The 12,078-nt window shown below is 53.7% G+C and carries 10 protein-coding genes; 4 read left to right on the top strand and 6 right to left on the bottom strand.

Annotated features, from left to right (window positions below):
- Positions 1-35: 35 nt before the first annotated feature.
- Entirely contained in the window at positions 36-1,373 is a 1,338-nt protein-coding gene (cadB, locus tag SIK97_RS01610; RefSeq protein WP_004848490.1) for a cadaverine/lysine antiporter, read from the bottom strand.
- A gap of 364 nt (positions 1,374-1,737) precedes the next feature.
- Positions 1,738-3,270 carry a lysine decarboxylation/transport transcriptional activator CadC gene (gene cadC / locus SIK97_RS01605; RefSeq protein WP_057174065.1) on the bottom strand — a complete coding sequence of 511 codons (1,533 nt, stop codon included), beginning with the start codon at positions 3,268-3,270 and terminating at the stop codon, positions 1,738-1,740.
- 351 nt (positions 3,271-3,621) lie between these two features.
- On the opposite strand from cadC, the gene SIK97_RS01600 reads away from it, so the two are divergent.
- Positions 3,622-4,488 carry a GNAT family N-acetyltransferase gene (locus SIK97_RS01600; protein WP_224225848.1) on the top strand — a complete coding sequence of 289 codons (867 nt, stop codon included), beginning with the start codon at positions 3,622-3,624 and terminating at the stop codon, positions 4,486-4,488.
- A gap of 37 nt (positions 4,489-4,525) precedes the next feature.
- Here SIK97_RS01600 and SIK97_RS01595 read toward each other — a convergent pair whose 3' ends face one another.
- Positions 4,526-5,401 (bottom strand): LysR substrate-binding domain-containing protein, encoded by an 876-nt coding sequence (locus SIK97_RS01595; RefSeq protein ID WP_319610922.1) that lies wholly within the window; start codon positions 5,399-5,401, stop codon positions 4,526-4,528.
- Positions 5,402-5,538: 137 nt separating this feature from the next.
- On the opposite strand from SIK97_RS01595, the gene SIK97_RS01590 reads away from it, so the two are divergent.
- The 3 genes from SIK97_RS01590 to SIK97_RS01580 all read left to right on the top strand — a co-directional run bounded on the left by SIK97_RS01590 (position 5,539) and on the right by SIK97_RS01580 (position 9,078).
- Positions 5,539-6,081, top strand: a complete 543-nt coding sequence (locus SIK97_RS01590) for a hypothetical protein (RefSeq protein WP_057174067.1) — start codon at positions 5,539-5,541, stop codon at positions 6,079-6,081.
- Between the two features lie 9 nt (positions 6,082-6,090).
- Positions 6,091-6,918 carry an MBL fold metallo-hydrolase gene (locus SIK97_RS01585; protein ID WP_057174068.1) on the top strand — a complete coding sequence of 276 codons (828 nt, stop codon included), beginning with the start codon at positions 6,091-6,093 and terminating at the stop codon, positions 6,916-6,918.
- 183 nt (positions 6,919-7,101) lie between these two features.
- A complete protein-coding gene (locus SIK97_RS01580; protein WP_057174069.1) occupies positions 7,102-9,078 on the top strand; it encodes a glycosyl hydrolase family 28 protein in 1,977 nt (658 codons plus the stop codon).
- A 161-nt stretch (positions 9,079-9,239) separates the two neighbouring features.
- Here the strand turns inward: SIK97_RS01580 and SIK97_RS01575 are convergent, their stop codons facing one another.
- From SIK97_RS01575 to SIK97_RS01565, 3 genes are read right to left on the bottom strand one after another with little or no spacing between them, the layout of a single operon-like run.
- Complete coding sequence (locus SIK97_RS01575; protein WP_025107119.1) at positions 9,240-9,953, bottom strand: MgtC/SapB family protein; 714 nt, start codon at positions 9,951-9,953, stop codon at positions 9,240-9,242.
- Positions 9,954-9,984: 31 nt separating this feature from the next.
- Complete coding sequence (locus SIK97_RS01570; RefSeq protein ID WP_049103102.1) at positions 9,985-11,220, bottom strand: MFS transporter; 1,236 nt, start codon at positions 11,218-11,220, stop codon at positions 9,985-9,987.
- A 12-nt stretch (positions 11,221-11,232) separates the two neighbouring features.
- The gene (locus SIK97_RS01565) at positions 11,233-12,057 is read right to left on the bottom strand and encodes an MBL fold metallo-hydrolase (RefSeq protein WP_032748501.1); all 825 of its coding nucleotides are present in this window, start codon (positions 12,055-12,057) and stop codon (positions 11,233-11,235) included.
- Positions 12,058-12,078: the final 21 nt, after the last annotated feature.

Raw genomic sequence — 12,078 nt, 5'->3', positions numbered from 1 at the left:
GGTGATGGAAGGAGCCTCAGGAATAGGGTTGCTGATTAATGCGCGCTGGCGGTGCTGCTATCAGCGGAGTTGTCGTTGTTCTGACGCTGGTGCATTTTGCGACCGTAGAACATCAGGATAATCAGGCTGACGATAAAGGTACCGGCCAGTTCGAAGGAGCTTGCCCCCATCAGGGCGATGAAGCAGAACGCGCAGCCGAGTACGGAGCAAATCAAGCTGACGAAGTTGCGTACATTGATGCCTTCGAAGCGAATCAGGTCAACGCAGGAGTAGAAGTAAGGCAGCATGGTCAGCAGTACCGCGATACCGGTCAGCTCACCGAACAGGTCAGACGCTTTGCCGCCGGTAGAGTTCATCAGGGTAATCAGCACCATCAGCGCGGTCATTTTCACCGCGGCCAGCAGCAGGCCTTTTTTCGGAATACCGTTGCTGTCGAGTTCGCCATACACTTTCGGGAAGTTACCGTCATTGGCGGCACGTACGCCGGCCTGACCCACCAGCATCATCCACGAGCCCAGCGAAGTCAGGCAGGCAAAGGCGGTGAAGGCGGAAACCATCGGCGCAGCCCAGCCGCCGAGAATGGTGGAGGCGCTCACTGCAAACGGCGCACCGGATGCGGCCATCTGAGAGGCAGGATACATACCCGCAATCACCTGGGTCGCGGCGATGTAGACGATACCGGCCATCGCGGTGCCCAGCATGGTGGCCAGCGGCACGGTGCGTTTCGGGTTTTTCACCATCCCGGTACTCACGGCGGCAGATTCTACCCCGACAAAGGCCCACAGGCAGAGCAGGATACTTTTGATTACCGCGTGGCTGTCAGTGGTGCTGGAGGTGTTCCAGTTTGCCTGATAGGTTGCGGCATCAAACCAGTGCCAGCCGACCACCGCGGTCATGACCACCGGAATAAGTACCAGTACCAGGCCAATTGTTGTCAGGCGGCTCACCCAGGTCCCGCCGAGCATATTCACGAAGGTGAATATCCATACGATGGCGATACAGGCAATACCTGCCGGCACCGGGTTATTTAAAATTGGGAAGAATGTTGATAAATAAGAGACGGCGGTAATACCGATTGCCAGGTTACCGATCCAGTTGGCGTGATAATAAAGCACGCCGGTCTGGAAACCGAACGCCGGGGATATTTCACCGGCGTAGGCAATTGGGCCACCCTGCTGCGGATTCTTGGTCGCCAGCCGGGCATAAACATAAGCCAGAGACATTGCGCCAATAATAGAAATCACCCAACCCCAGATGGCAATACCACCGATGCTAGCGAGGTTTGCAGGTAATAATGCAATACCGCTCCCCATCATATTACCGGCGACTACGCCGGTACAGGCAAATAGCCCGATCTTCTTGGCAGAACTCATGTTTGCTTTTCTCCTAAGTTTATTTGGGAGGTACAGATCATGATGATGAACCTTTTATTGACCCGACCAACTGCCAACAAGATTACGGATTAGTACGAGATAAGTCCTAAAGATAAAGTGAAATAACTACAAACATCAGACAAATGATATTTTGACCTTTTTCGCGCAACATATCAGGATGACATGTTGATATCAGGAAAAGGTAAATTTAGATGTTTTTCATTGTGTTACGAGGTCAACTTCGTGTTGAAAAAGTGTTGCATGCGGGACCGGAGTGGTTATAAACCATAACAATCTGGTGGCTCATGAGAAACATAATTTTAACCTCACCACGGCCAAAACCATGACCATGATGAGGGTTTACTTATTCTGAAGCGAGGAAGTTATCGAGATACGGAACCACGCGGGTCACGGAGGTCTGGAATACGGCGTTTTCAATCCAGTAAAATGTATTCTCACCCGGGCGTAAATTAAACGCCGTCAGGTAGGCATCGGCAGCTTCCCGGTTCTGCCCTTTCATTTCGTAGACTTTGCCCAGCAGCACGTAATTCATCCACGACATTTCCAGATCAATCCCGGCATTAATCGCGTCATAGGCTTCATCCACTTTTCCTTTGCCCAGCATATCCACCGTTTTAATCTGATAAAATATTGCCATATCTTTAATCCCCGGCATATTACCCACCCGGGTTATTTCGCTGTAAATATCGGCGAGCTGTTTCTCATCCAGCGGCTGCTGAGAATGGCGCAATACGTCAACCAGCGCCTTTTCCGCCCACGCATAGGTAAAGTCCGGCGACTGCTTATTCACGTCGGCAAGCAGGCTACTGGCTTTGCCCAGCGAATCAACGTCTCCGTTCATTAATAGCTGATGCGCCTGATAGAAATGGGTAAGCGCGATACTTTGCGACGGCTGATACTGCTTTAACATCTCCTGCATCCGCGCCGGCCACGGCTGCTTCAGCGCCTCAGAGAGGCTGCTCAGCAGGTCGTTCTGAATCGAAAGCTGATTGTCGCTGGTGACAAAGTAACGCTTATCCATCATGGTCGAGCCGTCGGCGTTATCCACCACCTTCACCGACATGAAGCACTGCTGTGCGCGATAGTGCCGCTGGTTGACGAACTCAATGGTCAGGGTTTTACCGGAACTGCTCGGCTCATTGATGTTGTAGTTGGTTTTGTCGTGCACCATAAAGGTGGAGAAGGTGTTCAGCGAGGTGGTAATCAGGCTCCCCAGACCGATGGCATAGGAGTGCTGCGATGACCAGTTGTTGCAGGTGTTGCCGCTGAGCAGGTGAATATCGACATCACGCGGGTTAAGCAGCAGCCGGGTTTTCGTGACCGGCGGGCGCGACTGCAGGGTTGACAGGGCCACCAGCGCCACGCAGCTCGCGAGGGCCAGCAGGAACAGACCCCAGACGATAAACGTGGTCAGCCGCTTGCGTTTTTCCGGCTTCGCCACCGGTGTGCTGTCTGGCGCAGACGCATCGGGCTGCGGGGAGGTCAACGGCGCCTCAAACCCGACCGTCGGCGTTTCTGCGGGAATAACCGGCGTCGGCTCCTCCCCCTCTTCGGTACACCAGATCACCGGCACCGTCAGCTTATAGCCGCGTTTGGGTACGGTAGCGATATATTCAAGGCTGCCATCGTCGCCATCTTTCAGCGACTTACGTAGCTCGGAAACGCTTTGCGTGACGACGTGGCTGGTGACAACGTTGCGGGTCCAGACATTATCGATGAGCTCATCCCGACTGAGTACTTCGCCGGGATGACGGGCAAAGAAAACCAGAAGATCGATTAAGCGCGGTTCGAGAGTTAGCTGACGCCCCTTGCGGCTAATTTGGTTAACAGAGGGAGTAACCAGCCATTCTCCAACGCGAACAACAGGTTGTTGCATAAAAAAGAGCCCCAGGACGAAAAGGGAAAGGCGCGATGATACCACATTTACCCTACCTATTAATGATAGGGGTCATGACCATGAACGCAATATATTCCTCTTCGTTTTTGATGACTGGCAAACTTTCATTTGCTAAAGGCGTCTTTTGCCTGAGGGCGATGTTCCCTGGGGCGACAAAAGCGCGCCATTTTTAGCCCTATTTTCCCGAATGTGTGACCTGAGCAAAGCTTAGGCGCGACAATCGTCGCCCATCCGTGGGGATATGCTATTTTTAGCTCGCCCGACAGAGATCGGACCGCCGAACAGATGGCCGAAAACAGTGCCTCACCCGCAGCGTAAGGAATGTCGACGATGAACTACAAATTAGATAAGCAAATTGTGCACAATGACGTGTTAAGAAATAGCTTCATTGACCTGGCGATTAAAACCTTCGATCTCTCCTTTAAAGAGTGGTACCGCAAAGGGTACTGGACCGACGCCTATATTCCCTACGCCCTGGTGAGCAACAATAAAGTGATTGCTAACGCCTCCGCTAATATTATCGATCTGACCTGGCAGGGCGAACCCCGCCGCTATATTCAAATCGGCACCGTGATGACCGATATCGATCATCGTGATAAGGGCCTGGCCGGGCAGCTCGTCAGGGAGATTCTGACGGACTGGCAGGATAAGGCCGACGCCTTTTTCCTGTTTGCTAACCCGACAACCGTTGATTTTTATCCGAAATTTGGCTTCGAGCGCACCGCCGAACATCAATATATTATGCCGGTGGTACCGGCAGCGGGCGACTTCCGCAAGCTCGATATGGACCAGCCGGAAGAGGTTGCGCGATTACAGCGGTACTATCAAAAATCGAATCCGTTTTCACAGCTGCGGGTACAGGATAACTTCGGTTTATTGATGTTCTACTGCTCCGCCTTTATGAAGCACTTCGTCTATTATTCCGACAAAAACCAGGCCATCGCGATTGCGATGCAAAACGGTCCGGCGCTGATCTGTTTTGATATTTTCTGCGACAGCGGACGCTCCCTGTCGGCCATTATTAACGAGCTCGCCGATGAAAATACGTACCAGGCTATCCTCGGCTTTACCCCCAAAGAGAATCGGACCGGCGAGTATGAGAAAATCGAAGGCGAAGATATTCTGTTTATCTACGGACAAAAAGAAAATATCTTCAAAGAGAATAAGCTGATGTTCCCGCTTTTATCCCACGCCTGAGGCTGCGCTTAACGCGTCTACGGCCCGCGACCGGGCCTTATTGCGCCAGTAACCACTGTTCAAACGCCTGTAGCGCCGATTCGTTGACGCCGTTTTCCAGCGGCCTCACCAGGCAAAAGCGCTTGCTCAGGCTGCGGACCTGCGGCCAGGGCGCAGCCAGCGTCCCGTTTTCGAGCGCTTTTTCAACGTACACGTGCGGTACCAGCGCAACGCCCTGCCCGGCCAGCGCGGCGGCTATCGCCATCTCATGCAGATCGTAGCGCACGCCCCGCGCCGGATTATCCAGCGCGATCCCGCACTCTTCAGCATAGCGCTGCCAGGCGTCAGGATTCTGCCGTCGATGAATACGCGGCAGCGCGTTCAGCTGGCTGGCGAGATCTTCTCCCGTAAGTAGCCCGGCGTGGCATACCGGCACCAGTCTCTCTTCAAACAGAAACCGCAAGCGCATTCCTGCCCATGCGGGATGCTCGAAATGAACCGCCGCGTCAAAACCGCTGCCGGTGAGGATAAACGGGTCGGTTCTGACCGCGATATTCAGCGTGATATCCGGATTCCGGCGCTGAAAATCCCCCAGTCGGGGAATGAGCCAGCGGCTGGCAAAGGTCGGCGGCGCGGCGATTTCCAGGCTTCGGCTGCCGTCCGCAGCCCCCATCAAATACTGCGTATCTCGCTCAAGACGCTCCAGCGTCTCGCGGACATGGTGCGCATAGCGCGCGCCGTTGGGGTTCAGCCGCACCCGGCTTCCCGTCCGCTCAAACAGCTTGCAGTTTAACAGCGATTCCAGGCGGGCGATTTGCCGGCTGATCGCGCCTTCGGTAAGCGACAGCTCTTCCGCCGCGCGGGCAAAGTTACCGTGCCTGGCGGCAGCCTCAAAGGCCTGCAGCGAGGTACTGCTGGGGAGTTTTTTTCGCACGAACGCCGCCTCTGCTGAAGGTTTATCAATGACGAAATGTCATTGAGTGGTGAAATAATATCGTTTTATAGCGCTTAGTGCCCAACGTAGCATGATCAAACGTCAATAACATCATTCCATCATGCAGAGGGCAGCCCATGTTATATATCGTTGAGTGCAGCTACGCCGACCCGCAAAGCGAAGCCGGCTGGAACAGGTTTTACAGCGAGGACAAACTGCCTGCGCTGGTGTCCGTCAGCGGATTCCGCGCCTCGCAGCGCTTCAGGGCGCTCTCCTCCGGCTGCCCGGTCTATCTTGCTATTCATACCATCGAGCATGGCGATACGCTCGCCAGTGAAGCGTATCGCCAGAAAGGCGGCGGCAGCTTTTCCCGCTGGCAGGCGCATATTCGCGACTGGCGGCGAAACCTGTATCGCTACGGCGGCGTCTTTCCTGCCGTCGCTGAGGGGGATGTATTGCTACTGAACCCCGAGCCGCTGGACGTCGTTGAGTCGGAACTAGGATATCCGCCGACAAACCTTTCGGCCGCCGGGCTGGATAACAACCCGCCGCAGCGCGTGGCGTACGTTCTGCCGCGCCGGGAGGCCATGCTGCTGGCGGGACGGGAAAACGTCTCGATGTATGAGCCCATGGCCGGTCAGTTGCAAAGCCCGACTGAAATACCGCCCCCATCACGCTAAGAGGTTGATATGCACAAACCCGCTTTTCTCTCCCGCCAGATTGGCGATTTTCAGGTGACGCCCCTCAGCGACGGCAGCATGGCCGCTGGCCTGGCGCTGCTGTCCGGTATTAATATCGACGATGCCGCAGACATTCAGCGCAGCGCGGGCGTCATTGACCCCGGCAATATCGACATTAGTGGCTATCTTATTCGCGGTCGGGGAAGAACGATTCTGGTCGACGCGGGTACGGGAGGCGGCGTGCTGGAAACCAGTCTGCGAGCGGCGGGGAGTGCGCCAGACGACGTGGATACTGTCCTGCTGACCCACGCTCACCCGGATCATATCGGCGGCCTGCTGGATGTCAACGGCGCGCCGCGCTATCGCCACGCCCGTCTTTATCTGCACCCTCTGGAAGCCGAATACTGGCAGGACGACGCCATGCTAAACCGGGCCAATGCGCGGGGGCAGCGCAACTTCACGCTCGCCCGCCGCACCCTGGACGCCTATTCCCGCAGCCTCGGTTTTCTGGATGAGCGCGAGGCCGTCGCGGGTATCCGCCCGCTATGGCTACCCGGGCACACGCCAGGCCATAGCGGGTTTCGCATCGACGCCGCGGCGCAAAGCCTGCTGATCTGGGGCGACATCGTCCATTTTCCGCATATTCAGACCGCCCGACCCGCCGCCGCCGTTGCTTTTGATTGCGATCCCGCGCAGGCCAGAGCGACGCGGGAAGCGATCCTCGCCCAGGCCGTCAGCGAAAACCTGCTGATTGCCGGTATGCACCTTGGCGGGTCGGGATTTGCGCATATCGTACCGACCTCGCACGGCTATCGTATTCAATATTCCGCGCCGTAAAGAGAAAGCGGGCCGGAGGTTAACGCCCTGGCCGCCTTTTCTTATCCAATAACGCTTTATTTTTCACCTGCTGAAAGATTGAACTGACTCGCGTTTATTTTTTGCCATAAATATAAAATGTCATTTTATTTTAAATGAATATGAATTTTGTTTTTACAAGCAATATGACATTAAGGGAAATTTATGCGCAATACCTTTGGACCTTCACGCAGTATCCTGGCGCTGGCTATCGCGCTGGCTGGCCTCGCGGGCGGCTGTAATGACAGCGGCGCCCCACGCGACAATCAGCAGGATGCGCCCGCCTCCGCGCCGCAGAATGTCTTCGTTCCCGCGCTTTCTGCCGATGAAAATAGCCTGGTGCTGGTTTGGGAAAAGCCGGAATCAGAGACGCAGCAGGTGGTGGACTACGCGATTTACCGTCAGGGCGAGCTGCTGGGTCTGGCGCGCGAAAATCAAAACCATTTTTCACCGGCCAAACCCTATATTGATAACTTCTATCAGCGGGTCGCCAGCGACGGCTGGCAGCAGCCAATCGACTTGCGTACCTTTACGGTCACCCACCTGGAGCCGGATACGGAATACGCATTTACGGTACGTGCGGTCTACGCCAATGGCAAAGAGTCGCCGGATAGCGCGGTGATTAAAGCGCGGACCAGCAAAACGCCGCACATCATCGAAGCCAGAACCTTTGGCGCGAAGGGTGACGGCACCACGCTGAATACCCAGGCGCTGCAGCAGGCGATCGATAGCTGCACGGTCTCGCACTATCCTCAGGGCTGTAAGGTGGTGATTTCCGACGGCGAATTCAAAACCGGCGCGCTCTTCCTGCACAGCGATATGACCCTGGAGATTGCCGCTGGCGCCACCCTGCTGGGTTCGGACGATCCGGCCCAGTATCCGCTGGAAAAAGGCTATTACCTCTATCCCTACAGCGATCATCCGCAGCCCCGCCGCCCGCCGTCATTAATTAACGTGCTGGAAGCGGACGATAAGGGCGAGTCTCCGGCCGGGACGTTTCGCAATATTCGCATCGTCGGTCAAGGCACGATTGACGGCAACGGCTGGACCCGGGGCGTCAAAAGCGGCGGCGAGGCCACCATCATCGACGAAATGGGGAACGCGCTGCCGCAATACCGGGCCAGCAGTGCGGCAAAAGTCAGCGCGGACGGCATTCTGGCAAAGCATCAGACCGAAGCGGCTATTGCGGAAGGCATCGAAAGCAATAGCGCCTATAAAAATCGCCGCTCCAGCCTGATGACCCTGCGCGGTGTGCAGAACCTCTATCTTGCCGGGCTGACAATCCGCAACCCCGCGTTCCACGGGGTAATGGCGCTGGAGTCAAAAAATATCACCCTGAATGGCCTGGTCCACCAGACCTTTGACGGCAATAACGCCGACGGCGTCGAGTTCGGCAATAGCCAGAATGCGCTGGTCTTCAACAACTTCTTCGATACCGGAGATGATTGCGTCAATTTCGCCGCCGGGTTTGGTAAAGGCGCGGAAACTTTTCATCAACAGCCGCAAAGCGGGGCGTGGATCTTTAATAACTATTTCCGCAAAGGCCACGGCGCCGTGGTGACCGGTAGCCACACCGGCGCGTGGATCGAAAAAGTTCGCGCCGAGGATAACGTCATGTATATGACCGATGTCGGCCTGCGCATGAAGAGTCGCCCCTACTATGGCGGCGGGGTGCGGGACGTGTTGTTCCGTCATAATGCGATGAAAGATATCGCCAAAGAGCCGTTCGTTTTTACTATCAAATACAGCGCCGACGTGAATGATACGACCCCTGCCGACGAGCCCGCTCAGTTCCGCGACGTTCAGGTGCAGGACGTCACCGTCGATGGTGCTTCGGCTAAGCACAGCATCCTGATTGACGGCATGACGGTAGCCGAAATGGCGGAGTCGTTTGGTATTACCTATTCTCGCGATGCCTATCACCAGAATCTGCGTTTTTCCAACGTCAGCTTCCGTAACACCAAAGCGACCAGTATCTCCTTCCTGCACGACAGTCAGTTTGATGAGGTGACGTTCGCCAATACGCCGCAGGCCTGGGCTTTTTTCGCCGTCAATGACGTGACGCTCGCTGACAGTCTGCATCAGCAGAGCATCACCCGCGGAGAAAAGGACAAACTTATCCTTGAGGGGGCAATGAAGTAATGGCGTTCCCGGCGGCGTAAGGCGCCGGGTTTTATCAGCGCTTCTGGCCTCGACAGATATCTGTCGCTCAGTGGTCCAAAGTAAAGATGCAGGTCATAACCGGCGTATTCAGCGTTCCCCGGACGATATAATTCCATTACATCCCAAATGTGCTCGCCAGCTTAGTGTTCAAGAGCGAGCGCGCAGACATGATCAACATGAGACAGATCGTGGTATAAGTCAGGTAAGGTCATTTTCTGGCGAATAACCATTTTCAAATTAACCTCAATCTTTCCCTTTTTAAGGTCTCTAATCGTAATATTTTCGATAATATTTTTTTGCTGATGAATACGGCTTATCAGCTTTTCAAGGGCCCCTCGTTCATCAAGAACCACCCGTACTTTCACTTTTCCAGGGAACTGATTTTTAGTTTGCAGGAATATAATGAACGGGCTTAATTTTATCGCCAATAAGAACAAACCCGTGGCGAAAAAAGCATGAAAATAAAAACCGGCGCCGCAGGTAATTCCAACCCCGGCTGATGCCCAGACAATGGCCGCCGTCGTCAGGCCTGAAATAGCATCGTCGTGTCGATGCAGAATCACTCCCGCCCCCAGAAAACCGACGCCGCTGATAATCTGGGCCGCCAGGCGCATCGGATCGCTACGAATGTTCATCGAAATTTCAGCATAGTATTCCGCCGACTGTATTGAAACGATGGTTAACACACAGCTGGCGACAGACAAAATGACGCAGGTTTTGAATCCGACAGGTTTCCCTTTCGATTCTCTTTCCAGGCCAATGATGCCTCCCAGAATAAACGCAATGCTGATTTTGACGATGGTCAATAACGGAAACCATCCGTGATCGACGATCGTGGCGGCCAGGTTATTCATATTATTACCTTAATGAAAGATCCGTTATCAATCAGGAATTCGCTTTCTTCAATGCGAGATCCGTTTTGCGTTTTGACAGATCGTCGCGGAAGAAAATCAGGAAGAAGACGCTCACTACCGCGGCCACACCGGCTGAAACTAACCAGAATGTTTCCCATTGCGGTAACGCTTCCGGCCCTTGCTCTGTCACGGTACTGTTAAAAATCTGCCCGCAAACGGTAGAAGCAAACAGCAGCCCGACGCCGTTGGAGACGATAAACCTCAAGCTTTGCGCCTGCGCTTTGATCTCTGGCGCGGCTTTGCGGTCGACATAAATATCGCCGACGGTAAAGAAAAAGTCCCAGCAAAATCCCTGTAACATCAGGCCAATCAGCACAAACATCATGTTGGCATCCAGCGAGGCATGAGCAAACAATAGCGTGCGGATGATCCAGCAAACGGCCCCCAGCATCAGCGTGATTTTAAAGCCGGCTTTTAGTAAGAAGAACGACAGCAGGAACATGAAAATCACTTCGCAGGCAATCCCGATCTGCATCATTGATGCGGCATTATCGAACCCCAGCGCTTTCAAAAAGACCGGAATATAGGCGGAATATGCGGTTTTGGGGATCATTAAGACAAAGATACTCAGCATCAGCACGCTGAAGCTACGATCTTTGAAGAGTGCCAGAGCATCGAGACATAACAGATCGCGCAGCGCAAAAGCGTTTCCTTTTGCTTTTGGCGGCGTATTCGGCAATGTGAAGCAATATAATCCCAGGACGACGCCGGAAGCTGCCGCAATATACCAGGTAACCGTGTTGCCGGAATATCCCATTTCACCAATGATAAAGCCGATTGCCATAAAGCCGAAGGTGCCAAAAACGCGGATGAATGGGAAATATTTAACCCCATTGATATGGCTAAAACTGATACTGTTAGCCAGCGCAGTTGTCGGATAAAACAGCAGACCAACGAGGAAAATCATGGTCAGCGTCATGCCGGTATTTTGTGCTTCAATAAATTGCGGAACAAACAGCAGAACGCCAGCATTGATTAAGTGCAGGATCGCCATGACCTTTTGTGATGCAAAGAAGCGATCGGCCACCATACCAATAAATAACGGTGAAATAATTGTCGCTAATCCGAGCAAGGCATAGGATGAGCCGATTATGGTCGCCATTCCATAGGTACTTAATACCAGCCCCATGGTCATATTCCAGGCACCCTGCATAAAGTACTGTATGAACATCATAATTAACAGGCGTGGTGTTTTATTAAGGTCCATATTGCATATCCTTTATTGGTTAATGCTCAGGTTAAGCCCGTCCCAGGCAACAAGAATGTTCTCTTTATCGCATGCTGCTACTAGCTCATCGTGCAGAAGACCGCCGCTGTGTGAAATATGCGAGACGACAAGCTGACTTGTTTTCTTCAGGCAGCCCAGTTCCGCCAGTCTGTCTCTGGCAGCGAACACCGTTTCCAGACTCATATGGTTATTGGTACGATTTTCTCCATTAAAGCCGTAGGTACACTCCAGAACGGCCAGATCGATTTTTTTTCCTTCCAGCCACTGCCAGGTGAGCTCAGGAAACCAGCCAGAGTCATGACCGTAAAATATTGACTGGCCCTCTTTTTCGATAAACCAGGTATAACAAAGCTCCCATTTAGCATGGTTAGCCAGCAGCGGAGTTATCCGATAACCACGGGTTTCTACGGTGACGAAGGGCACCAGGCAATGAAAGGCAAAGCGCTCTGCGCTATAGCCCGGCAAAACCTCTGCCGCACCGTTAATCGCACGATCGTTCCCAAAGATATTCAGCGGATGGGTAATCTCAAATCCGTAACCCTCCATTCGGCTGAAAAGATCGCCGACGTTGAAATGATCGGGATGAGTATGGGTAAACAGAAGCGACCTGATTTCAGTTGCGTCCATGCCGTCGCGCAGCAGCTGCTGGCTAAATTCCGGTGCGACGTCAATCAACAGTTCATCATCAATAATCGCGGAAGAGTGTGTACGAATGTCTTTTCCCTTACGTATACGGGCTTGCTGACAGTGCTCGCAGCGGCAAAACGGGTTAGGTATCCCTTCAGACGCTGCCGTTCCCAGAAAATGGATCTTCATGATTTCCTCTTATCACTAACA

The sequence above is a fragment of the Klebsiella sp. JN_Kp126 genome (genome assembly GCF_033843325.1).
GTDB classification, from domain to species: domain Bacteria; phylum Pseudomonadota; class Gammaproteobacteria; order Enterobacterales; family Enterobacteriaceae; genus Klebsiella; species Klebsiella michiganensis.
Note: the sequence above shows the minus strand (reverse complement) of the source record. Positions and strands in the feature narration are given on the sequence as shown.

What these genes read in the sequence shown, in the direction of transcription:
- SIK97_RS01565 (WP_032748501.1), bottom strand. Translation starts at nt 12,057, where the DNA reads ATGAAGATCCATTTTCTGGGAACGGCAGCGTCTGAAGGGATACCTAAC.
- SIK97_RS01575 (WP_025107119.1), bottom strand. Translation starts at nt 9,953, where the DNA reads ATGAATAACCTGGCCGCCACGATCGTCGATCACGGATGGTTTCCGTTA.
- SIK97_RS01600 (WP_224225848.1), top strand. Translation starts at nt 3,622, where the DNA reads ATGAACTACAAATTAGATAAGCAAATTGTGCACAATGACGTGTTAAGA.
- SIK97_RS01590 (WP_057174067.1), top strand. Translation starts at nt 5,539, where the DNA reads ATGTTATATATCGTTGAGTGCAGCTACGCCGACCCGCAAAGCGAAGCC.
- cadB (WP_004848490.1), bottom strand. Translation starts at nt 1,373, where the DNA reads ATGAGTTCTGCCAAGAAGATCGGGCTATTTGCCTGTACCGGCGTAGTC.
- SIK97_RS01585 (WP_057174068.1), top strand. Translation starts at nt 6,091, where the DNA reads ATGCACAAACCCGCTTTTCTCTCCCGCCAGATTGGCGATTTTCAGGTG.
- SIK97_RS01580 (WP_057174069.1), top strand. Translation starts at nt 7,102, where the DNA reads ATGCGCAATACCTTTGGACCTTCACGCAGTATCCTGGCGCTGGCTATC.
- SIK97_RS01570 (WP_049103102.1), bottom strand. Translation starts at nt 11,220, where the DNA reads ATGGACCTTAATAAAACACCACGCCTGTTAATTATGATGTTCATACAG.
- cadC (WP_057174065.1), bottom strand. Translation starts at nt 3,270, where the DNA reads ATGCAACAACCTGTTGTTCGCGTTGGAGAATGGCTGGTTACTCCCTCT.